Origin of the sequence: Intestinimonas sp. HCP28S3_D6, from assembly GCF_052065695.1 — a bacterium.
Taxonomy (GTDB): domain Bacteria; phylum Bacillota; class Clostridia; order Oscillospirales; family Oscillospiraceae; genus Intestinimonas.
The window spans coordinates 1-23,787 of record NZ_JBQHTM010000008.1 but is presented as its reverse complement, the minus strand read 5'-3'; the positions used below and the strand labels follow the sequence as shown (position 1 = coordinate 23,787).

Here is a 23,787-nt window from a genome sequence, read left to right as displayed (position 1 = left end):
TGATAGGTATGGAAAAGAGCGAAAAGCGGAGAACAATATCCCTCTTTTCGCTCTTTTGAGTTATAAAAGCTGAATGACGGCGGCCTGGCTGCCCCGGACGCCACCGGTGATCCGGTGGGACCAGTACTTTTCAGGCAGGCAGGCGGTGCAGTCGGCGGTGACGGAGATGTGCTCCGGGCGCAGGCCGACCCGTTCCAGGCGCATGGCGTTGATGCCCTTCAGGTCCACCTTGAACTTGCCGTTCTCGATGGGGGAGAGAAAGGGGGTGGCCCGGACGCCCAGGGCGGCAGTCATGGCGTTGGGTACATCCTCGTGGGTCTCGAAGCAGCACCGGGAGATGCCGGGGCCGATGGCGGCCAGGATGTCCTCCGGGCAGCAGCCGTAGAAGGCCATTTTCTCCACCGCCCGCTCCACGATGCCGGCGGCGGTGCCCCGCCAGCCGGCGTGGACGGCGGCGATGACCCGGCGGACCGGGTCATAGAGGAGGACGGGCAGGCAGTCGGCGCTGAAGATGACCAGGGCCACGCCGGGGATATCGGTGACCAGGCCGTCGGCCTCGTAGGGCTCCGGGTCCAGCAGGCCGGCCTTGATGTCGGCGGTGGTCACGGGCCGGACCACATCGCTGTGGACCTGATTGGTCATGGCCACCGTGCTCAGGTCAGCTCCCACGGCGGTAAAGAACCGGCGGTAGTTCTCCCGGACGTGCTCAGGGTCGTCGCCCCGGGTGGAGCCCAGGTTGAGGCTCTCATAGATGCCGGTGCTCACGCCGCCCAGCCGGGTGGAGAAGCCGTGGACCACCCCGCCGGCGTGCTCAAAGGCCTCCGCCGACAGGTAGGTAACGCCGGCGCTGATCTTGTCGTGGATATCCAAAGAGGTACTCCTTTCTGGACCAAAGGGGACTTGTCCCCCACGGGGCAGGCCCCGTGGGGACCCCATTCTTTCACTCAGCCGGGGCGAAGTGAATCCGCCCCGGCCCAAGGTTTTCACCTGCGGTGAAAACGCTTGAACGGCGTGACCGCCGTCCCCGCTGCGCGGGTGCCTTTGCGGGTTACTCCGGCTCGGAGTGGCACTTCCCCACGGGGCAGGCCCCGCGGGAACCCCATTCTTTCACTCAGCCGGGGCGGAGTGAATCCGCCCCGGCCCAAGGTTTTCACCTGGCGGTGAAAACGCTTGAACGGCGTGACCGCCGTCCCCGCTGCGCGGGTGCCTTTGCAGGTTACTCCTGATCGGAGTGGTACTCCTTACAAGTGCATTTCTTCCACTTGAGGCCGCTGCCGCAGGGGCAGGGGTCGTTACGGCCGATCTTGACGCCCTTGTGGACCACGGGCTGCTGCTTGACGGAGCCGTCGCCGCCGCCGGAGGTGCCGGTGACCTTGGCCACCCGCTTGCGCTCCACGGTGCCCTCGCCGTTCTTGGCCTGGACACGGACGATGAACACGCGGCGCACGGTCTCCTCCTGGATGGCGGCGATCATCTCCTCGAACATCTCGTAGCCCTCGCGCTTGTAGGCCACCACGGGGTCCTCCTGGCCGTAAGCCCGCAGGCCGATGCCCTGGCGCAGCTCGTTCATGTTGTCCAGGTGGTCCATCCAGTATTCGTCCACCACCCGGAGCATCATCACCCGCTCCAGCTCCCGCATGAGGGGGCTGCCCAGGGCCTGCTCCTTCTTCTGGTAGATGTCAAAGGCCCGTTCCTCCACCATGGAGCACAGGTCCTCGAAGCCGTACTTCTGGAGCTCCTCGTCGGTGAGCTTGAGCTCGTCGGGCAGCAGGAACACCCCGCGGAAGGGGGCCAGGGCCTCGCGGAAGCTCTCGGCGTCCATGTGCTTCTGCTCACCCATGCGGCCGCGGATGGCGTTGTGGATGGTGGTGCGGATCATGTTCTCCATGCTGGCCTTCATGTCCTCGCCGTCCAGGACCTGCCGGCGCTGCTTGTAGATGACCTCACGCTGGGTGTTCATGACGTCGTCGTACTCCAGCACGTTCTTGCGCTGCTGGAAGTTCTTAGACTCCACCTGACGCTGGGCCGACTCGATAGCGTTGGTGAGCATCTTCTGCTCGATGGGGGTGTCCTCGTCCACGCCCAGCTTCTCCATCATGCCCATGACACGCTCGGAGCCGAAGAGGCGCATGATGTCGTCCTCCAGGGAGAGGTAGAAGCGGCTCTCGCCGGGGTCGCCCTGACGGCCGGCACGGCCGCGCAGCTGGTTGTCGATGCGGCGGGACTCGTGACGCTCGGTGCCCAGGATGAAGAGGCCGCCCACGGCCCGGACCTTGTCGGCCTCGGGCTTGATCTCGGCCTTGTACTTGGCCTCGGCGTCGGAGAACATCTTGCGGGCGTTGAGGATATCCTGGTTGTCGGTCTCGGCGAAGCCGGTGGCCTCGGCGATGAGCTCGTCGCTGAGCCCCGCCTTCTTCAGGTCGGCCTTGGCCAGATACTCGGCGTTGCCGCCCAGCATGATATCGGTACCACGGCCGGCCATGTTGGTGGCCACGGTGACGGCGCCGAACTTGCCGGCCTGGGCCACGATCTCGGCTTCCTTCTCGTGGTTCTTGGCGTTGAGGACGTTGTGCTTGATGCCGGCCTTCTTCAGCATGCCGGAGAGCATTTCCGACTTCTCGATGGAGATGGTGCCCACCAGCACGGGCTGGCCCTTCTCGTGACACTCCTGGATCTGCTTGATGATGGCCCGGTACTTGCCGGCCTCGTTCTTGTAGACCACGTCGTGGTGGTCGATACGGGCCAGGGGCTTGTTGGTGGGGATCTCCACCACGTCCAGGGAGTAGGTGCCGTTGAACTCCTCCTCCTCGGTCATGGCGGTACCCGTCATACCGGAGAGCTTGTCGTAGAGGCGGAAGTAGTTCTGGAAGGTGATGGTGGCCAGGGTCTTGGACTCCCGGGCCACGGTGACGCCCTCCTTGGCCTCGATGGCCTGGTGGAGGCCCTCAGAGTACCGGCGGCCGAACATGAGGCGGCCGGTGAACTCGTCCACGATGATGACCTCGCCGTCCTTGACCACGTAGTCGATGTCCCGCTTCATGAGGCCCCGGGCCCGGATGGCCTGGTTGATGTGGTGGGAGAGGGTGGTGTTCTCGGGGTCGGCCAGGTTCTCCAGGTTGAAGGCCTTCTCCGCCTTGGCGATGCCGTTGGCAGTCAGGGTGACGGTGCGGGCCTTCTCGTCCACGATATAGTCGGCGTCCTCGTTGGGGTCCTCCTCCTCCTTGGTGTCCACGCTGGCCACCACCTTGCACTTGAGCTGGGCGACGAACTTGTCCACGATGGTGTAGAGCTGGGTGGACTCGTCGCCCTGGCCGGAGATGATGAGGGGGGTACGGGCCTCGTCGATGAGGATGGAGTCCACCTCGTCCACGATGGCGAAGGCGTGGTCCCGCTGGACCATCTCCTGCTTGTAGATGGCCATGTTGTCCCGGAGGTAGTCGAAGCCGAACTCGTTGTTGGTGCCGTAGGTGATGTCGGCGTCATAGGCCCGGTGCTTGTCCGCGCCCATGACCCCGTGGATGACCAGGCCCACGGTGAGACCCATAAAGCGGTAGACCTTGCCCATCCACTCGGAGTCACGCTTGGCCAGGTAGTCGTTCACCGTCACGATGTGGACGCCCCGGCCGGTGAGGGCGTTGAGGTAGGCGGGGAGGGTGGCCACCAGGGTCTTGCCTTCGCCGGTCTTCATCTCGGCGATGCGGCCCTGATGGAGGATGATGCCGCCGATGAGCTGCACCCGGTAGGGCTTCATGCCCAGCACCCGCCAGGCGGCCTCCCGGCAGGCCGCGAAGGCCTCGGGCAGCAGGTCATCCAGGCTCTCCCCGTTCTGGTAGCGGTCCTTGAATTCCTGCGTCTTGGCCTGGAGCTGTTCATCCGTCAGGGCGGAGTACTCCGCGTCCAGGGCTTCGATTTTATCCACGATGGGGGAGATCGCCTTCACTTCGCGCTCAGAGGATGTACCAAAGAGCTTCTTCAGCAGACCCATTTTATCGTACACCTTTCCTAATTGGTTCTGGAATCAGTTTAGTATATCATACCCGGCCGGAAGAAAAAAGAGAAAATTGTGAACAAATCCCCCGCCGCCGCCGGGGCCCGTCCTGTGCGGAAGGGCTTTTTCAAAATAAGGTAGCCGGGCGGCGGGGGGCTGTGGTACAATGTTGCCAGATCGACGCCCCACGCCCCAAGACAGAAAGGAAGGTCCCTATGCGCGCTAGACCCTTGCTGCTCGCCTCAGCCCTGGTCCTCACCCTGGCCGCCTGCGCTCCGGCAGAGCCCCAGGCCACCCCCACCCCTGCCCTTGTGGAGTTTTCGGCACCGGAGGAGACCGCCCCTCTGGAGCTGGTGTGGACCGACCAGACCTTTGCCAAGGACTTCACCGCCGACGACGGCACGGTGGTCATGTCGGTAGACTATGTGTTCCCCGACATTGAGAATGCCAGTGCGGTACCCGCCTGGCAGAAGATCCAGGACTACTACGCCGCCGAGGGCATGGCCTACCTGAGCGACGCCTCCGAGCTGGCCGGCTACGCCGCCGGAGACTACGAGGTGGCCCAGGCCATGGGGGAGGACTTCCTGCCCTACGGTGAGTCCATGAGCTACCGCCTTACCCTCCAGACCGAAGACCTGGTCAGCATCGTTCGCAGCTACTACGCCAACTCGGTCACCGGCGCGGCCCACCCCTCCAACTTCCAGTTCTCCGAGACCTTTGACCTCTCCACCGGAGAGAAGCTGGCCCTGGACGACTGTTTCACCGACCCCGACGCCGGCCGCACCCGGGTGCTGGACCTGCTGGAGCAAAAGGGGGCTGACGCCGGCTATTCCCGGGCGGTCCTGGAGGCCGAGCTCAACGACACCTACTTCTATCTCAGCGACCAGGGCCTGGTGATCTACTACCAGCCCGACACTCTGGCCCCCTACGCCGCCGGCCTGCTGGAGTTCACCCTCCCCTACGCCGACCTCCAGGACCTGCTGGCCGTCTCGCCCATCCCATCTTAAATGAGGTGTTCCCCCATGCCCAAGAAAAATGACATTCTGCCCCTGACCATCGAGTCCATCGGTCTCAACGGTGAGGGCATCGCCCATCTGGACGGCCAGGTGGTCTTTGTCTCCGGCGGCCTCCCCGGCGAGGTGTGCGACACCCTCATTTTAAAGGTGGGCCGCTCCGCCATCTGGGGCAAGGCGGCGGGGGTCAGGACGCCCTCCCCGGACCGCATCGACCCCGACTGTCCCCAGTACCCCAGGTGCGGCGGCTGCCAGTTCCGGCACATGAGCTACCCCGCCGAGCTGGAGGCCAAGCGCCGCCGGGTGGAGGACGCCATCCGCCGGGTAGGGGGTCTGGACCTGGCGGTTTCTGTGATATTGGGGGCGGAAAATACACAGCGTTATCGAAATAAGGTGCAGCTGCCGGTGGCCGCGGGGAAGGACGGGCCCAAGATCGGCTTCTTCCGGGCCCGGAGCCACGATGTGGTGAACGTGGACGACTGCCTCCTCCAGCCGGAGACCGCCTCCTCCCTGGCCCACGCCGTCCGGCGGTGGATGGCGGAGTATGCCGTCCCCGCCTATGACGAGAAGGCCCACGCCGGACTGGTGCGCCATCTCTTCGTCCGCTTTTCCCGGACCCAGGCCCTGTGCTGCCTGGTGGTCAACGGGGACCGGCTGCCCCACGAGCGGGAGTTGGTGGAGGCCCTCCGGTCCGCCGCCCCGGAGCTGGCCGGGGTGGTGCTGTCCGTGAATAAGGAGCGGACTAACGTGGTGCTGGGCAAAGAGCTGCGCACCCTGTGGGGGCAGGACTTTCTGGAGGACACCCTCTGCGGCCTCACCTTCCGCATCTCGGTGCCCTCCTTCTACCAGGTGAACCGGGACCAGTGCGAGGTCCTCTACGGCAAGGCAGTGGAGCTGGCAAGGCTTACCGGCACCGAGACGGTGGTGGACCTCTACTGCGGCATCGGCACCATCTCCCTGGCCATGGCTCGCCACGCCGGGCGGGTCATCGGGGCGGAGATCGTCCCCTCCGCCGTGGAGGATGCCAAGGCCAACGCCATGCGCAACGGCATCACCAACGCCGAGTTCTTCTGCGGCGACGCCGCCGACACCGCCGCCCGGCTGGCCGCCGAGGGTCTGCGGCCGGACGTCATCTGCGTGGACCCGCCCCGGAAGGGCCTGGCCCCGGAGGTGGTGGCCTCCATCGCCCAGATGGCCCCCGAGCGGGTGGTCTACGTCTCCTGCGACCCGGCCACCCTGGCCCGAGACCTGGCCCGATTTGCGGAGCTGGGCTACGCCGCCCAGACCGCCGTGGCGGTGGACATGTTCCCCCGCACCGCCCACGTGGAGACAGTATGCTTATTGTCCAAACTAAAATCGACGCAGCATATCGAAGTTGAGCTGGATATGGATGAGCTGGATTTGACGGCTGCGGAGAAAAAGGCTACCTATCAAGAGATCAAAGATTATGTACTGGAACATAGTGGTTTGAAGGTAAGCAATTTGTATATCGCACAGGTGAAGCAGAAATGCGGCATTATTGAGCGGGAGAATTACAACAAGCCGAAGTCTGAGGAATCTAAGCAGCCCCAATGCCCGCCAGAGAAGGAAAAGGCGATTATGGAGGCATTAAAGCACTTCGGGATGATTTGAGGTGGCGAATATGGAGCGCTTGTTTTCCTGTGAGTTCAATATGGATACTGCCTGTGTTGAACTGAAATTTACCGATGGCAGCATGATTACCATTGATACGATCGCCGTGGAGAACGAGGTTGCCGACAATATGTATCAGCGGTCAGAGCTGGACTGGCTGATCTATAATAAACCTCTGGAATATGCGCAACTGGTTCTTGGCGGCGACTTGGAACGGTATGTGAAAGGCACACCAGAGTATCGGTTGATGGATTGAAAATTAATATGGCAGAGCCCACTGGTCAACAATGATCGGTGGGCTCTGGTTTTAAGGTTCTTTCCATAACTCTGTAAGATTTATGGTGCTACTCTGTGGTTGCTTTTGTTTGGGTAGCAAATCGACCTGCACCAAAACAGGAAAATTGGAAGCGACACCAGTAAAGATACATGCTCCTTGCGGGAGTACCGAGATCATTTCATATGAAGTATTGTCAATGAATGCCACAGCTTTACCTATTGCCCGTATATCTTCATTGTTAACCAATCTATGAATAAAATAGTTATGTAGTTGAGAAATAATGGTTTCCGAGATGTCAGAGGGACGCTGGCTCGATATAGTTAAGAATGTTCCGAATTTTCGTCCCTCTTTGATAATTTCCTCGAAAGTTTCTAAGCGGTAATCTTTCCATGTCTGGCTTTCTCGTTCAGATGTCGTGGACAAGACATTATGTGCTTCATCAATGATAATATGTAGACTACTACCATTGAAATTCTGCCGTTGGCGTTCATAGAAATACTTACAGATAATTAAAGGTACAATCTTTTTGAATTCTACATTAACATCAACCAATGAATATACCGCTAACCAATCAGATGGGGGGTTCTCGCATATTCTGAAAAGGCGCTTTACTCGTTTTACACGATTTTCAAATCTTGAGATCAGTGGGCCAACGTGTTCTTCGTTGATATATTGCAAACACAAAGAATCCAAGTATTTATACCGTAGAGCATACTCAAATATCATATATTCATCCGGATCTTTGCAATTAGCCGGAATAAACACTGAATCCAAAATAGCAGATACAAATTGTTGTTCGTAGTCATCGAGGCTGTTTGCCCAGTGCTCACCCTCAGCAGATGTACGGTAGAATTTTGTACCCTGCGCACGAAGTTGGATGCTATTTAAAATTCTGATTCCAGGTTCGGCATCAACAAATAGCAATGTAAGAATCGTCTTAAGTCCTGTTAGTTGACGCAAGAATATTTGAGGGTCATCATAGTATCGGAGAAGCAGATTCCGTAACATCCCGCGAATATAGGCCATAAGATTGTCAGTCTCACGCAAACGGCGGTATAAGTCAATGCTCTTGCTTAAGAAAGGCTTCTGAGTTTTTTCTGTTGCCTCACATATTATTGACCAGAGTTCCACATCTTCCAAAAACGATTGATGAATAGGGATTGAATCTCCTGTATCAACTCTTGTTGAAAGTCGATATACTCGTTTGCTGTCATCAAAGGCTTGGGTGTACTCTCCATTAAAATCGATAAGAAGAAATCTGCTTTTAGCGAATCCAGGCATTCCTTTAAAACGTTGAAAGCACTCGGTGTATATCTTGGCCAATGTATTTGATTTGCCACTTCCGGTATTTCCGAAGATTCCTATATGACTGGCAAAAAGAGAATTTGCCGAGATGAAAAGCTTTTCTTCTTTGTAATCGTTAATAGAGCCAATACACACAGAAGTGCTTAAATCGGAGCTAAACTCGAAAATCTTTTGCACTTCTATGTCTGTAAGCATATATGCATCGGAGAAAACCAGCGGAATGTCAATGAGACCTCTCTGAAAACGTCCATCATTCAACACACCCATAATGCTAACTTCGATAATGCGATCAATGGTCTCGCTCTCTTTTGAAAAACGAAGTTGACCATTGTTCTCACCTGTGGGCTTAGTTTCTTGGATGTATTCACCCTCTATGCGGCCAATGATGTTGCTGAATCCTTTTGGAATCTTCACGAAGCTGCCGACGGACACATTTTTAATAACGTGTCCCTGGTATATCAGAATATTGCTGTTCTTGTTTTCAAAAACACGTATGCGAAGTTTTTGACCTCGTACCTCAATCACTTGTCCGATTTTATAAAAATCGTTCATACCGATTCACCTCTTTCCTTTTAGGAATGGATATGTGACAAAATCTGATTGAAATAATCCAAAGACAGCTTTTCTCCATCCAGCGTAATATAAGTAATGTTATTATTCTTCGCCTCACCGAATAGTTTTTGAAAGTCCCCAATCGCTGTTTCTTGATATGTGAAAATGAGTATTTTCAAGGATGGATTAACCATGGAGCGTTTTACTACATCAAGGATGTGCTCATCTCTAAAAGAAAAACCATTGACTACTAGAAGTGAGTTCTCTTTTTCCAACTCATTGGAGAAAATGCGCAGAAGCTCATAATAATTTTTGTTTAATAGGGTATCACTGAATTTTTCCTTTGTTGGGTTCACAATTAGGAAGGAATTTTTGTACGATTGAATGAATTTGTCATAGTCTCCCTCTTTGGCAAGTAATGAATCAAAAATAGTACTCGCAAGCAAAGATTGAATTTGTTTATTTGCTTCATCCGGTTGATCAGCCGTAAAATGAGCATCAATTCTTGATACCATAGCTACATCAAACAATGTAGAGTGCTCTTTGGTAAAGTGATGTATTTGGGTTCGATATTGCTGATACTCAATACCTCCCCAAATGATGTCTGTGCTCCAAGTAACAGACCCGTGCAACTTTAAAAGATTCACAGATGGGATTTCAGCTTTCCTGTTGGAGAATACTGCTTGCCTATAATACGTTTTTGAGTAGTTATCGGTGGAAAATCGAGGTTCAATTCTCCCTTCAAAGCCATCATTGCATATACAGGTTGAATGGTCAAAGATCAGCTCAATTATTGGGTCGTAATTTGTTGTAAAGATGTTGAACTGTCGATCCAATGCTGGATTTCCTCTTTCGGCAAAAATCCGGTACACAATATCTCCAAATTCTTTGTAAGGGGCAAATGAGGGATCATATGTCGATACTTTGGAGGAGATCGGTTCGATACATCTAATGAAGAACGACCAATACAAAAATGCAGATAGAATAGTGATCTTTTTTCGTTCATCTTCATTTTTGACTTGATATTTTTGTAATGCTTCAAAAATTACCTCATTATTACTCAAAGTGCCTAACAGATTTGCAGAAAAGCCAGCACCAAGCAGGAAACTTACTCTGCATCCGGAAAACAAATTCTTGAGTATGGACTTTATATCTTCTGAAATTACAACCTTTCCTGTATCCACTGGAATTTTAATTATCTTATCCATGTTTCCCCCGTTTTTTTAAATTTGCTTGTGCAAACTTCGCATATGTTCTCGCAAGTTGATTGTCTCCGCAAGCAATCCCACCACATTTTCAATGTGAGTAAAGGAATCAATAGTGAGTGTTTCGCCCTTATGTTCCTTAAACCACTTGTCCAACACCTGATGTCCGCCAATTTGGTATTGCCATACATCCTGAGAAATACCGGTAATGTGTTTGTTGGCGTTTAACTGAAGCACACCGTTTTTGTATTTAACGGCTCCGATTTCCATATCATCAGGTGTGTTAGGATCTAACATAAGCTCGGCAGGCACCTTGATTTGCATAAGATGCAGTTTTCTAAGCCGTTCGCCGGTAACAACATATTCTCTATACAAATCTTCACTTACGAAAAATGTACCGTCGGTTCTTTCTTCCTCTGGCTCATTGATGACCGGAACACGTGGAAAATCTCTGCAAAGATACTGCTCGTATTTCTCGCAGTAAACCGGATCGTGCAGAATGCCGTACACATAGTCAAACACCTCAATTGGTGTGGGCTTTGTAGGCAAATACTGGGTTAATTTATTAAATGCATCATCGTTCAAATTTGCAGTCCAGCTTTCGCCAGTCAGTTCCGACTCTGAACGAAGATAAAGTGGTGCGATGTAGGTGATCTCGCACATAGCAGAGAACAGCCGATGTGCGATGATATTCCTGGACACAAACGGAGAAAAGAAGTTTCTGGAGGTTTTGCAGAATACCAAACCAATATTGGCTCCAATAGGGCTCGTCGGTTCGGCCAGCAAATGCCCCATGGTGCTCTTTTCTCTGGGCCAAAGAACCCATCCGCAGGAATTGCCAGAATAATATGTCCATCGAGAATCAAACGGGCGGAAAGAAATCTGAGTTATTTTGCCTTCTGATAGGACATCATTTTGGATCTTTTCTGCTGTTTGTCCACGGCTGAATCTCCCCCATAGATTGAATATATCTTTTTCTTCTGTGGCATGCTTAACAATATCCATCCGTCTAATTAATTCGGCTTTTGTAGGTGCAATGGCTACACTATCGTTGCCAGAAACAATTCCTGTCACACTTATCGGAAACAGTTCTGCAATACTAACCCCTTTATCATAGGCATCTTTGTCGCTATTTCCGAAAGGAATAAAGTACGCCATCTTATGATCCAGCTTCAACAGAGTGAATGTCAGATCGCCTTTGGCAAGGGCCTCCAGTTTGGTTTCCCGGGTTCCCCAAATATCCGTATAGTATACTTTTGCCCAATCTGTTTTCTTTGTTTTTTTGACTCCGATGAACAAAGATACACCTTGCATAATATCAAAGATATTTTCATCCCTGCTTCCGTCGGGAGCGGTTTCCTTTTTATTTGCGCTGCCGTGAAGATTTACGATATAGATTTTATCAAAGGATCTCAGAAGGCTGCCACGCATACCCCTAAAGGTCGGATTGTCTAAGTATCCGTTATTGGATACAAAGGCAAGCACACCTTCTTTGTTCTTATCGATGATCTGTTCGGAGAAACGGAAAAATTTTACATAATCATCATTCAGCCAGTGCTTTCTTTCACCAAAATCAGTCACACCATCCGTTTCAGTTTTGTATGCCGAAATATCATATGGATTTGTAGATGCCGCCAGATATGGAGGATTACCGATGATTACCTTGATGGGGCGACGGGCTTTCCATGTATCTGCGTTGTAGGCTTCCTCAGTAATGGCAGCAGAGAAATCAAACAAAGTCAACTGTTCACCTCGCTCCAAATCCGACATGGGTGGTGCCAGGGTGTTTGTCAAAAAAATGTTTGTGGGGAGCTGAACTGTTGGCAAATGACCGAGCGTTTCATCAATTGTGCGACGAATTTTTAAGTGCGCAACAACATAACTGGTCATCATAATCTCAAAACCAATTAAGCGGGAAAGCAAGCCGTTTTCCTGCTGAATGTAGTTTTCATAAAATGCTGACCGAGCGCCAGAAAAATATGTATTTTTAATATATTTGATGATCTCTGCACCAAACGAACCAGTGCCGCAGGCTGGATCGAGAATAGCTACACGGGGTACAGAAACTGTCATTTCGCTGGACCACTTGGTCTTTGTTACTTTGTATGGTGCACACGGAACTTTCGTTGTGATTAGTTCGTTATTCGAGAGTCCCCCTTCAATACCGAAATCTTCAACCAAAATCTTATCTACAGTTGAAACTAAATATTGTACGGCTTGAACTGGTGTATAAAAAACGCCAAGCGATTTTCTTAATGCCGGATCATAGAAAGTCAGAAATTCTTCATAAAAATGGATAATCGTATCCTTCTTCTCATCTCGCTCCAGCAAAGCAGAAATATTACAAATACGGTACAAAGAACACAACTTTTCAATAACGCCTTCAAGGGTAGGGTGTTTTCTGCCGGTTCCGGCAATATGCATGAAGAACTGTTTGAGGAGTTCGGATTCTTCTTGCAGATATTTTATGGCCTCATATCTGTCAAAGGAGTCCGGTGTTGTGTCATTGTATCTTGCGATAAATAAACCATAGACAATGGTCTGGGCATACATATCAGCAAATTCACGAGTGTTCATGAGAGGCCGGAGGTCAGATTTAATCCTGCTATATAGCCCATATAATTCTATAAACATAGGTAGTCTCTTTTGACTGTCAGTGACAAGAGGTTGTCCATTGCCGTCATCTTTAAGAATACCAGAAATTATGCTGCGTATTGTGCGAGCATGCATTGCCATATATTCAGCAAGCTTGGTGGATGATTTTATTTGTGCAGGATCACGAAGCAGAAAATCTTCTACGAGGCTAATAAACAGCTCGACGTTATCTTCTCTTAGAACCAGTTTGTCATTAACCAATTCCATAATTCGCAAACCGGTATACATCTCCGTATCACCAGCACGCCAAAAACGCCATTCAAGATTATCAGTTAAAATAGCATTGCCATACCGATCAGCTTCGATTTTGATCTGGGAGAGGGCTCTCTTGTCAATGCCTCCAACTTTTTTAACTTCAACGCCAGCAAACGGTTCAGTTTCTGTAACTTCTTCCTCGCTGTGCCACAGTTTAATATCAATATTTTCTCCGGTTTGACCTTTACGCTCACCAGACAAATCACGGGCAGCACATCCAATATCTGTGAACAGAGCCATTATTGGTGCGTTATAAGATGACTCAACATTTCCGAGACGGTATGCGTCGCATACAGCTTTAAAGTATGTTGTGATAATTTCAGTTGAAGTGGCTTTATCCATAATTACCCCCCATTAATCGCCTATTAGCATTTACGTTTGAGAGTTATTCCTTAAACAAGTTTTCGTCGAAATATGCTTCATAGCAATCTTTCAGCTCATAAAGTTTATAATTCAATTTGCTTAGTTTTGATTCTCTTTTCGTTTTAGCGATCTTTTTTTCTGTTTTTTCAATTTCTCGTGATAGCTTTTCTTTGTAATAATCCAGTGCCTGATAAACAAATGGTTGGAGCGTAAGTTTTACCGGTAACGCTGTTGAATATAAGGATGTTCGAACTAATTGCTGACCACCACCATATAAGTAATTGCGTGCAACAAGGCCTTTTATTACAGGCTGCCCATAGTCAAGTTCGCAAGTAAATGCGGGCGAGTGGTAAAGTTTGAGAATAATTGCTTTTTCAACATCACTCATACTTGAAAATTTTTTCATAGTATTTCTGTTCAAGAAAAGTTTGGAAATAAGATGAGTAATTTTTGATTTCGTATAAATAAATGAATACACCAGGATCAGGCAGGAGGTGATAATAAGTATTAATCCAAAAGCAAACAGGTGCTCATTTTTCCACTCTAGTAAACCTAATTTTTCAAGCCATCTGTCAGGAAATAAGGTCATGGCGGATGAAAAAAGCCATGCCGAGGGTAAAAGAACTTTTAATGGTACCTTTAGAAGATCAATTAACTTGGTTATCCATTCCATAATTTTTCTGATTCCTTTCTGACCGCATTCGCATATGGTTAAGCATAAATAAATCGTTGAAATAGTATCTGACAATCTGAAATTGCACCATATTAATATTCAGATTGTCAGGACAAAAGGAAGATTAGCAGTTTGCAGATTCATGTGCAGATGCTTCCTTTTGTATTTTCTTCGCACCGGTGTCAAACTGATTCTTTCAGTTTGGGTACCACCGTGTGAAGAAAATATGAGGTGTCCAGAGGGGGGCAGCCCCTTGGCTCTGGGTTTCCAATAGGGGCGAGAAACATCCCTGTTGGCACACGATTTTGCTTGCAAAGTCTAGTGTGTTATACCTTTGCTTCCGGCTGACGCTGGAAAGGGGCTGGCTGCAGCATCTGCGACATAGGCAGATTGAAGCGGACAGACGCTTCTCGGCGGCAGTAGGGCAGGCGGATTTTGTGACAAAGGCGTTGACACAAATGCAGGATTTTTGAGAAACAAAATCCGACTGACCGGAGAAGGAAGCAGAGGTATATAAGCCCCTGTCCCGCCACAGCGACACGCACTAAAACCACCACGGCAACTCTAACCAGAGGTTGTCCATAGCCTGTTCCTCGGTTTTCTTGGCTCGGCTTTCGCTCAGATTAAAGTGGATTGCTGCCCCAATCATCGTATGCTCTATATCGTCTGTGAAGCCAAAACGGTACAGCAGATAGGCTTGCTCTCGCTTTCCAATCCTATCGAGTCCCGCATACAGTTCACGCAATGTTTCTTGTTCCACATAAATCTGTTCCGGCGATTTGGCAATCGGGTCGGCAACCGCTTCGATACGCAGCAACCGTTCCTCGCCGGGGACAACTTCATCCAGACGGATTTTCTGAAAGGCAAGTCCATCTGTGGTGTCGGTCATTCGCTGCTCAAATTGAGAAAACGCATTCCGTATCAAATCGGTCATGGCGTTTCGGATGGACGGTGCGGCATAGGTCAGAAACTTGGCGCCTTTGCTACTGTCAAAGCGAGGGATGGCATCCAATAAGCCGATGCAGCCCTCCTGCTCCAGATCGTCTTTGTCGATACTGAGTTCGCTTTCGCCCAGATTCATACCGAAATAAATCTCGTTGGCGGTTTTGCGGATAAAGCCGAAATTGTTTTCCAGAAGCAGGTCACGGGCGTTCCTATTCCCCTTCTGTGCCAGAGTGCAGAGTTGCTCATTGCTCTGGTTTTTCATCGTCCTTCTCCTGTATTGCCGCCTGATCCAAGGTGGTCTGCATAAAGTCGGTCAACGCCTGACTGAGCTTGTCCAGTGCTTCTTGGTTGACCCCATCCATACCGGCAACGCTGTCGATAATCAGTTCGGTCACATGCTCCGGTGTGACCTTGGGGTTTTCCATATCCTGACCTTTTGTAAGCTCTGTAAACATTCGCTCGGCGGCTTCTTTGGTGAGGGCCTGCTGTACTGTAAAATCGTGACCGATCTCTTTCTTCACTTCTTTGACTGCCGCCATAAATTGAGCTTCAATGGTGGCGAGATCTGCCTGATATGCCGGTGTCCGTAAACGGCTGATGTCCTTGGCAGCTTCTTTCGCTGCATCGGTTTGTACGGTACTTCTTGTCAGATTGGCAAGGGTAGCGTAAAGCTGATTCTGAGCTGCAAAGCCGGATGCGATAGTGTCATTGAAATACTGCTCCAATATGTAGGTCAGCTCAGCAAAGCGGGGACTTTCCAAGAGCCGATTGACCACTTGTGTATTAACCTTGCCGGTGTAGAGGTTTCGTGCCGCCTGGGCTGACAAGCCCAGCTCTTCAATCTCATAATTTTTTCTATCGGGAACATTGGTCACGCCTAAAAGAAAGTCGGTGGACACATTGAATACTCTAGCAATACGGATGATGTTTTCGTCACCGATCTTGTCTGTCTTTCCGGTTAGGAAACGGCTGAGCAAGCTGTCGCCGCATCCAATTTTTAGCGCAAGGTCAGTCTGAGATACCTTGTGATATTTCATCAGATCGGCAAGCCGCTGTCTAACAGTACCGGGCAAAAATACATTCTCCATTCGTTATGTCCCCCTTTCCTTGTTTTTTGCTTTGATATATTTGCCGCTTTTGATTCTGGCATCAGCGGGCTTCTCTGCATCTTCTGGGATAATCCAGCGGCTTCCTGCTTGCTGTGCGCCGGGGATGCGGTTTTGGCTACAAAGAACACCTACACGACGCGGAGAAATCCCCCATTTCTCCGCCACCTCAAAAGTTGATAAATAACGCACCCTCAACACCCCTTTTCGCTAAATCTGATAATATTATATTCTATTTTCGGAATAATATCAAGGCGCATATTGTGAACAATCGCCACCCTGTGTATTTTGCATTTTTGCAAAAATTCAGGGCGGCGATTTCTTTTTTTGCAGAAGTGCCGGATTTTTCGGTTGAAAGCTGTTTTCTCCGTATATTCAGGTGACAAGCAAGAATTGTCAAATTAATTACGGAGGTATGCATATGAATCTATTTGAAACCATCAAGGCGGCAGTTCCCGTAAGACAAGCTGCCGAACACTACGGGCTGAAAGTCAACCGCAACGACATGGCTTGCTGCCCGTTCCACAATGACAGGCATCCGAGCTTGAAGCTGAACGAGGAATATTTCTTTTGTTTCGGCTGCGGAGCCAAGGGAGATGTGATTGACTTTGCGGCGAGACTGTTTGATCTGAGCAGCTACGAAGCGGCGCTAAGGTTGGCTGAGGACTTCGGTATCAGTACCGAACAGGGACAAGCGGTGGCAGTTCCCCGCAAACCCAAACATCCCCACATCCGGCAGTTCCGGGAGGACGAAATGCTTTGCTTCCGTGTGCTGACGGATTATCTGCATCTGTTGGAAGACTGGAAGGTTTGGTATGCCCCGAAAATGCCGGACGATGATCTGGATGACCGTTTTGTGGAAGCCTGCCAGATGCTTGATCGCATCGAATATCTGACGGACATTCTGGTCGTAGGCGATTTGGAAGAACGTGTTGCTGTGGTGGATGAGCTGATGAGAGATGGCAAGATTGCGTCCCTCCAGGACTACACCGCAAGAAAGAGAGAGGAGTATGTACGCTATGAGCGATGAAATGACGCAGACCGCGCACTGTAAAAATCCGGCGTGGTTTGACGGTAAGAAAATCAACGAAGCCATATTCTGCGAAGAATTTCTCCGGGAATATCCAATGGTCACGGTAAACGGAGCATTTTTCACGGTCAATGGTAGAGTACACGATGAAAACCGCCTGAAAAAGGTGATCTATGACCGCATCAAGTATTATGTGACCAGTGGCATTGCAAAGAAGGTCACAAATCTGTTGGATGTCATGCGGATGGAGTGCTGCACCGAAAAGTTGCCCCTGTATCAAGACCGCATCCATGTGGCGAACGGCACCTATTATCTGAACGGTACATTCAGACCGGAAAAGGATTTCTGTCGGAACCGTCTGCCCGTTTCCTACAATCCAGAAGCTCCGCAGCCAGTGACATGGCTGCATTTTTTGTCTCAGCTTTTGGAGCCGGAGGACATCCTGACCTTGCAGGAATTTATGGGATACTGCTTTATTCCCTCCACCAAAGGACAGAAGATGCTTTTGCTGATCGGCAAGGGCGGCGAGGGCAAAAGCCGCATTGGCATTGTCCTTCGTGCGCTGCTGGGCAGCAACATGAACACAGGCAGTATCGCAAAGGTGGAGACAAGCCCTTTTGCCCGGGCTGATCTGGAACATGAGCTTGTGATGCTGGACGATGATATGAAGCTGGAAGCCTTGCCCCAGACCAATCATATCAAGGCAATCATCACTGCAGAATTGCCGATGGATCTGGAGAAAAAGGGACAGCAGAGCTACCAGGGCGATTTGTATGTACGCTTTATCGGCTTGGGCAACGGCGTCCTGCAATCTCTCAATGACCACAGCGTGGGTTTTTTCCGCAGACAAATTATCCTTTCCACCATAGAAAAAGACCCGAATCGGAGAGACGATCCGTATATTGCGGAAAAGATGTGCGCCGAAGCAGAGGGCATTTTCCTGTGGGCACTCACGGGCCTGCACCGCCTGATTGCCAACGATTACAGGTTTACACTCAGTCAGTCGGCGCAGGACAACATGGAGGCTGCGGTATCGGACGGCAACAACATCATCGATTTTTTAGGTTCCGAAGGGTATATCCGCTTCAAGGCAGATTACGAAGTCAGCTCCAAAGCCCTGTATGCTGTTTACAAGCTGTGGTGTGACGATAACGCCATGAGCAGCCTTTCGCAAAAGCGCTTCTGCTCCTTCCTCAAACAGAATGAGAGCCACTATCACCTTGAATACACAAATAAGGTCAATATCGGCGGTGGGAAGTTCGCCAGAGGTTTTGTCGGCATTGAGCTTTTGCAAAGACCGTTTCTATAAAAGCGAAAGTGACCCGGAAATACATGTACCACCCGTACCAAACGTACCACGGTATGACATCGTATGGCAGAAAGGTCGGGAAAAATAATGGAAAAGGGACAGTTTGCTATTTTGAGATTTGCCAAGTATAAGGGGCCGGAGATCGGGCGCATTGAAGCCCACAATGAGCGTACCAAAGAAGAGTACGCAAGCAATCCGGATATTGATACCAGCCGCAGTCATTTGAATTTCCACCTTGTTAAGCCGGAAAGAAAGTACCGGGCAGAGTCCGAACGGCAGATTGCTGCAGCCGGATGCCGCACTCGCTCTGACAGTGTTCGTGTGGTAGAAGCGCTGATCACCGCAAGTCCGGAATTTTTCAAGGGCAAGAAACGGGCTGAGATCAAGGAATTCTTCAATGATGCGTTGGAGTTTATCCGACAGAACCAATCCCCCGAAACCATTATATCCGCCGTGGTGCATATGGACGAGAAAACGCCCCATATGCACCTTTCTTTTGTCCCGTTGACAGAGGACAAGCGGCTCAGCGCCAAGGAGATCGTAGGCAACAAGAAAAAGCTGACATGGTGGCAAGACAAGTTCTGGGAACACATGGTCAAGAAGTATCCGGTATTGGAGCGTGGTGAGAGTGCCAGCGAGACGGGCCGTGACCATATCCCGCCGAGAGTGTTCAAACAGATGACCCGTCTGACAAAGCAGATGGAAAAGCTGGATGCAATGCTTTCCGATGTGAAATTTACCAACTACAAGGAGCGGACAGCGCAAATCGCAGCATTTCTGGAGGAATATATCCCAGATGTGGCGGCGATGGAAACGCAGATGAAGAAATATCAGAAGTGCTTTACCACGGCTGAATCCGAGAAAAAGGCGCTAAAAAAGAAAAACGATGATTTAGCGGAAGCGCTGGAAAAGAGTCAGCAGCAGAGTACCGTCAAGAAGTTGCAGGAGGCAAGGCTGCAAAGCGATTATGAACGGGTGAAAGGGATTCTTGACCGTATCCCTCCGGAGATTATCCGGGCGTACACACAGCGTGGCAGTAAAAAACAGGAGGTAAACCATTATAGCGGATTGGAATAAGGATGAGTGGAGCGGCTTTGCCGATTTGCTTGCCAACTTAATAGAAAAATATGCGGCGGTTCTGGACATTGACAATCTTCCAGAGCCGCCGCACTGTTTTGGGGAAGAAACTGCTGGAACTGCGAATATTCCCGAACAGCCAGAGGACACTATTGAAAAAGCTAAAACGGCATGATATAATAATCGTGTGAAATGTGTCCAAACCTTACTCTGAAAGAGCTTCGGAGTAAGGATACATAAAGGTGCCATAGCTGTGGCACGAATGAGGATTGTGAGATGAAAAAAGAAAAGACAAAAGTATATATCTATACGAGAGTATCCACCGCCATGCAGATCGACGGATACTCTCTGGATGCCCAGAAATCCAGAATGAAAGCCTTTGCCGAGTACAATGAATATGAGATAGTCGGTGAGTATGAGGATGCCGGTAAGTCTGGTAAATCCATTGAGGGCAGAGCCGAGTTTAACCGCATGATGGAGGATATAAAATCCGGGAAAGATGGTGTCTCTTTCGTGCTGGTATTCAAGCTGTCCCGCTTCGGCAGAAATGCGGCAGACGTATTGTCCACTTTGCAGGTCATGCAGGATTTCGGCGTCAATCTGATTTGTGTGGAGGATGGGATTGATTCTTCCAAGGATGCCGGAAAGCTGATGATCTCTGTTCTGTCAGCTGTTGCGGAGATCGAGAGAGAAAACATCCGTGTTCAGACAATGGAGGGCAGAATCCAGAAGGCCCGTGAGGGCAAATGGAACGGCGGATTTGCGCCCTACGGCTACAAGCTGGAAAATGGCCAGCTTTTCATCAACGAGGAAGAAGCGGATGCAATCCGTGTGATCTTCGATCAGTATGTGCATACCGACATGGGTGCAAATGGTCTTGCCAAATATCTTGACCAGCATGGTATTCACAAAATCCAGCGGCAGAACGGCAAAAATCCGCTGTTCGATGCGTCTCTGATCCGAAGAATACTGAAAAATCCTGTCTATTGCGGCAAAATCGCCTATGGCAGACGCAGAACGGAGAAGGTGCATGGAACCAGGAACGATTACCGGCTTGTGGAGCAGGATGATTATCTGCTGGTGGATGGCCAGCATGAGGGGATCGTGTCGGAAGAACTCTGGCACGAAGCACAGGTGAAACTGCTGGCACAGGCTCAAAAGTATGAACATGTGAACCGCGGCAAGGACACCAAGGTGCATCTTCTGTCGGGTATCGTCAAATGCCCAATCTGCGGAGCCGGGATGTATGGTAACAAGAGCATCAAGCATAAGCAGGATGGAACAAAGTACAAGGATTTCTTCTATTATGGCTGCAAGCACCGCACTATGATTCGTGGGCACAAGTGCGATTATCGAAAGCAGATTCACGAGGAACTGTTGGACAGTGCAGTAGCAGAGGTTATCGTAAAGCTGGTCAGCAATCCGAAGTTCGCCGCCATGATGCAGGAAAAAATCAACATGAAGGTGGACACTGTCGCCATTGAGCAGGAGATTGCCAATTACGAAAAGCTGCTCCGGCAGTATTATGCTGTGAAATCAAAGCTGATGGAAGAAATTGATTCCCTTGACCCAGACGATAAACACTATTACAAACGCAAGGCTGACCTTGATGATCGGCTTTACAAGATGTATGATAAGATCGAAGATACGGAAAATCTGCTGATCACTGCCAGAGCAAAGAAAATGGCAATCGAAGCGGAAAAGCTCACCGGAGATAATATTTACAAGGTGCTGATTTACTTTGATAAGCTATACGCCGTCATGAGTGAGCAGGAAAAGCGGCAGATTATGGAAGCGCTGATTTCCGAAATCCAGATATACGAGGAACGTCAACCCAACGGACAGTGGCTCAAGTCCATCAAATTTAAGCTCCCGATCATTGAAGAAGATATGAGCTTGAGTTTGGACAATGATTCACAAGTCGAGACGGTAGTATTGATGTCAAAGGTCGGAGTGGAATGCGCTTGAAAGCCCTTGATTTCAGGCACTTTTCGACTTTAGGTAGCTTCGAGCAGGTGGAGACGGTAATAGTTCTGCGGTAACTTATCTATGGTGGCTTGGCTCAAAAAGTGTGAGAGTTGAGTTGCCGGATTAGATGTCACATAGTTGAAGCTGTGGATTAGATGTCAGGGGTGTTGAGTGTTCGAGATAGATGTCCGAGGAGGTTTTGTATTTGTTTAATACTTATGATATACGATCTTCTGCAAATGCCTGTAAAACATTAGTAGGACTAAGCGGAGTCGACATTTCAACTTGGGAAAAATTTGTAGGGCATGAAAGTGAATACAGATATACAGATGATTTAGTGGAAGAGGTAATAAAAAGATTCGGACATCTTCCGAGAACATATCTTGATTTTAATTTTGTGTATTTTCACGTAACCACGAGTGCAAACGAGTGTGAAGCTATAAAGAAATATGGGATCTTAGATTTAAAGCAAGCATATCTTTGTGTCGAATCAGAACTGAGAGTTTTTTTAGATCGGCACGGGATAATAATAAATATAGAGGACGCATTATTGACATATAAAGGGAAAGCCTTTGATATTTCTTATAATGCTGGCAATTGTCCCAGAACAGGTACACAGGAATATTTATGTTGGTCGATTGGAAGAAAGTTCTATTATGATTTTACAACTTGCGGATTTTTATCGGTATGGGAAAGAAGTCCTTATGGGGGTCAGGTTCATTGCCGCCCGGAAATACTATGGGATATTGACAACCTATTAAGATTAAAATTATCTGAGGAATGGGAGCAGTCGCATTTCCCATATGAAATAGTAGCTCAAGTAAATGGTTTCGATATTGTTTTTGACGGGGACGATGATCAGAGCGATAAGGACAAAGTATTGATGTATTTAACGATGGCTTACGATACCGCCTTTGGAGAGCCATTTGAGCATATTCTTCTGATGAAAAACGGTATTCAGATTTCTCCAGATCGAATAATTGAAATAAAACCTTTAACATGTTGGAGGTAAAGCAAACAAGCATCTCAGATAGTAAGTCTGTGATGCTTGCTCTTTTTATGCCTCTATATCAATTGTGATCCCGGACTTGAATTCCACAGTGAAGTGGTCGGCAAAGACGGTGATCTTCTCGATGAGCTTTTTTACCAGAGCTTCGTCGAACTCTGTGATGTCTGTTTTCTGCTTGAAGATAAAGTCCTGCAGTTCCTTGATCCGGTTCATGGCTTCTTCCCGGTGGTGGCTGTCGACCTCGGACTGTTCCTTCTGTTCCCTGAGTCTGAGGATTTCGTCAGCGATGGCATCGTAATCCTGTTTGTTGTTTGCCTTCTTGATGAGCTCTTTTTGCAGTTCTTCCAGCCGAGCTTGAATGCCATCCGGCGATAGGGTATCGGCGCTGACTACGGCCTTGGCGATATTGGCCTGCAACTGTTTTAGGAAGGTGCCGCGCTCTGTCAGAATCTGATTGATGGCTGTGACCGTGACTTCCTGCAGCAGGAGCTCGTTAACCGTCCGGTTGGTGCAGTTTGTGTCTGCGGAGCCCGGCTCCAATCGGCTGATGCAGCGCCAGACGATGGACTTGCAGCCGTGGTTATTCCAGTGAACGCGCCGGTAAAGCTCACCGCAGTCTCCGCAGAAAACCATCTGTGCAAAACAGTGATTGCAGGAGAAGCTGCGTTTCTTGCCTGTCGGGCTGACATGGACTACTGCGGTCAGGAATATAGTCACCGAGGGTGCCGTTGCCATCAGGGAGTGACTGATCCAGAGAAGTAATGTCACCTGCTGCATGGTATTCACAGCCGATACAGTCACCGTCGCACTTCCAGATGAAGCGGTAAGGACACATGCACCTGCCGTGATCCTGCTCTTTGTGACGAATACGGTCGGCTTCCTTATAGAAGGAGTCGTGCTGTTCCTTGGTGACAGGTACCTTCTCGCCGGTGCTGCGAACGTAGATAAAATAGGTCTTCTGATTGTCATTGTTTTGCATAATGAAAGCCCTCCTTCGGCTTTTGCCGAAATGGAGAGCTTCAGACATGCAAAACCAGACCACAGGCGTGAGGGCATACCGAAGGATTACTCCATTTCGGCTGCACCTCACTTCCGGTGATCGGTACAGTATTTGATTGTCATCGGTAGTCACGTGGAACCGGAAACACCCTGCGCAGATGGTTCCCACGTGCTAAAGCAAGTATGCCATTTTTAGGGATCGGAACCTCAGACACAGGCATGTCCGTTTTTGCGGTGCTGATAGGCAGAAACGAGAAGGCCAAGATGAGCTTTATATTGAAAAACGGGCAAAAAAAGACCGGACATAGTTTGGTGCCCCCTGACAGGGGTAACTTTGCAGGTGTCTGAACCCCCGGCAGATATTGCTTCGGCAGTATCTGCCGGGGACTTCTTTTTGTCTCACGCACCCTTGGCGGTGGACTGACC

The 23,787-nt window shown here is 50.1% G+C and carries 19 protein-coding genes; 9 read left to right on the top strand and 10 right to left on the bottom strand.

Features of this window, described 5'->3' with window-relative positions; translation table 11 throughout:
• Positions 1-60: 60 nt before the first annotated feature.
• Positions 61-870: a peptidoglycan editing factor PgeF gene (gene pgeF, locus ACTNBK_RS04425; protein WP_441143964.1), complete on the bottom strand. Its 810-nt coding sequence runs from the start codon at positions 868-870 to the stop codon at positions 61-63.
• Positions 871-1,216: 346 nt separating this feature from the next.
• The gene (gene secA, locus ACTNBK_RS04420; RefSeq protein ID WP_441143962.1) at positions 1,217-3,985 is read right to left on the bottom strand and encodes a preprotein translocase subunit SecA; all 2,769 of its coding nucleotides are present in this window, start codon (positions 3,983-3,985) and stop codon (positions 1,217-1,219) included.
• A gap of 218 nt (positions 3,986-4,203) precedes the next feature.
• On the opposite strand from secA, the gene ACTNBK_RS04415 reads away from it, so the two are divergent.
• From ACTNBK_RS04415 to ACTNBK_RS04405, 3 genes are read left to right on the top strand one after another with little or no spacing between them, the layout of a single operon-like run.
• The gene (locus ACTNBK_RS04415) at positions 4,204-4,995 is read left to right on the top strand and encodes a DUF3298 domain-containing protein (RefSeq protein ID WP_441143960.1); all 792 of its coding nucleotides are present in this window, start codon (positions 4,204-4,206) and stop codon (positions 4,993-4,995) included.
• Positions 4,996-5,010: 15 nt separating this feature from the next.
• A complete protein-coding gene (rlmD, locus tag ACTNBK_RS04410) occupies positions 5,011-6,633 on the top strand; it encodes a 23S rRNA (uracil(1939)-C(5))-methyltransferase RlmD (RefSeq protein ID WP_441143958.1) in 1,623 nt (540 codons plus the stop codon).
• A gap of 10 nt (positions 6,634-6,643) precedes the next feature.
• Positions 6,644-6,889: a DUF6061 family protein gene (locus ACTNBK_RS04405; RefSeq protein ID WP_367923292.1), complete on the top strand. Its 246-nt coding sequence runs from the start codon at positions 6,644-6,646 to the stop codon at positions 6,887-6,889.
• A gap of 51 nt (positions 6,890-6,940) precedes the next feature.
• Here ACTNBK_RS04405 and ACTNBK_RS04400 read toward each other — a convergent pair whose 3' ends face one another.
• The 7 genes from ACTNBK_RS04400 to ACTNBK_RS04370 form a co-directional block, all read right to left on the bottom strand.
• Positions 6,941-8,767 (bottom strand): ATP-binding protein, encoded by a 1,827-nt coding sequence (locus ACTNBK_RS04400; RefSeq protein ID WP_367923293.1) that lies wholly within the window; start codon positions 8,765-8,767, stop codon positions 6,941-6,943.
• Positions 8,768-8,787: 20 nt separating this feature from the next.
• Positions 8,788-9,975, bottom strand: coding sequence for an SIR2 family protein (locus ACTNBK_RS04395; protein ID WP_367923294.1), 1,188 nt, complete (start codon positions 9,973-9,975; stop codon positions 8,788-8,790).
• Between the two features lie 15 nt (positions 9,976-9,990).
• A complete protein-coding gene (locus ACTNBK_RS04390) occupies positions 9,991-13,224 on the bottom strand; it encodes a type ISP restriction/modification enzyme (protein ID WP_367923295.1) in 3,234 nt (1,077 codons plus the stop codon).
• Positions 13,225-13,267: 43 nt separating this feature from the next.
• On the bottom strand, positions 13,268-13,918 hold the full coding sequence (locus ACTNBK_RS04385; protein ID WP_367923296.1) for a super-infection exclusion protein B: 651 nt from the start codon (positions 13,916-13,918) through the stop codon (positions 13,268-13,270).
• A 544-nt stretch (positions 13,919-14,462) separates the two neighbouring features.
• Positions 14,463-15,125 (bottom strand): sigma-70 family RNA polymerase sigma factor, encoded by a 663-nt coding sequence (locus ACTNBK_RS04380; RefSeq protein WP_367923297.1) that lies wholly within the window; start codon positions 15,123-15,125, stop codon positions 14,463-14,465.
• Entirely contained in the window at positions 15,106-15,951 is an 846-nt protein-coding gene (locus ACTNBK_RS04375) for a helix-turn-helix domain-containing protein (RefSeq protein ID WP_367923298.1), read from the bottom strand. The genes ACTNBK_RS04380 and ACTNBK_RS04375 overlap by 20 nt, the downstream gene beginning before the upstream one ends.
• A 3-nt stretch (positions 15,952-15,954) precedes the next feature.
• On the bottom strand, positions 15,955-16,161 hold the full coding sequence (locus ACTNBK_RS04370; RefSeq protein ID WP_303926995.1) for a helix-turn-helix domain-containing protein: 207 nt from the start codon (positions 16,159-16,161) through the stop codon (positions 15,955-15,957).
• A 229-nt stretch (positions 16,162-16,390) separates the two neighbouring features.
• On the opposite strand from ACTNBK_RS04370, the gene ACTNBK_RS04365 reads away from it, so the two are divergent.
• From ACTNBK_RS04365 to ACTNBK_RS04345, 5 genes are all read left to right on the top strand, one after another.
• Positions 16,391-16,999, top strand: a complete 609-nt coding sequence (locus ACTNBK_RS04365) for a CHC2 zinc finger domain-containing protein (RefSeq protein WP_367923299.1) — start codon at positions 16,391-16,393, stop codon at positions 16,997-16,999.
• Positions 16,989-18,308, top strand: a complete 1,320-nt coding sequence (locus ACTNBK_RS04360; RefSeq protein WP_441143952.1) for a DNA primase family protein — start codon at positions 16,989-16,991, stop codon at positions 18,306-18,308. The genes ACTNBK_RS04365 and ACTNBK_RS04360 overlap by 11 nt, the downstream gene beginning before the upstream one ends.
• Before the next feature lie 87 nt (positions 18,309-18,395).
• A complete protein-coding gene (gene mobV / locus ACTNBK_RS04355; protein ID WP_367923301.1) occupies positions 18,396-19,385 on the top strand; it encodes a MobV family relaxase in 990 nt (329 codons plus the stop codon).
• 276 nt (positions 19,386-19,661) lie between these two features.
• The gene (locus tag ACTNBK_RS04350; protein ID WP_441143950.1) at positions 19,662-21,353 is read left to right on the top strand and encodes a recombinase family protein; all 1,692 of its coding nucleotides are present in this window, start codon (positions 19,662-19,664) and stop codon (positions 21,351-21,353) included.
• Between the two features lie 205 nt (positions 21,354-21,558).
• Entirely contained in the window at positions 21,559-22,365 is an 807-nt protein-coding gene (locus ACTNBK_RS04345; protein ID WP_041223376.1) for a hypothetical protein, read from the top strand.
• Between the two features lie 45 nt (positions 22,366-22,410).
• Here the strand turns inward: ACTNBK_RS04345 and ACTNBK_RS04340 are convergent, their stop codons facing one another.
• A complete protein-coding gene (locus ACTNBK_RS04340) occupies positions 22,411-23,139 on the bottom strand; it encodes a zinc ribbon domain-containing protein (RefSeq protein WP_441143948.1) in 729 nt (242 codons plus the stop codon).
• On the opposite strand from ACTNBK_RS04340, the gene ACTNBK_RS04335 reads away from it, so the two are divergent.
• Positions 23,138-23,461 (top strand): hypothetical protein, encoded by a 324-nt coding sequence (locus ACTNBK_RS04335; RefSeq protein ID WP_441143946.1) that lies wholly within the window; start codon positions 23,138-23,140, stop codon positions 23,459-23,461. The two genes, ACTNBK_RS04340 and ACTNBK_RS04335, sit on opposite strands and share 2 nt — an antisense overlap.
• The last annotated feature ends 326 nt before the right edge of the window (positions 23,462-23,787 follow it).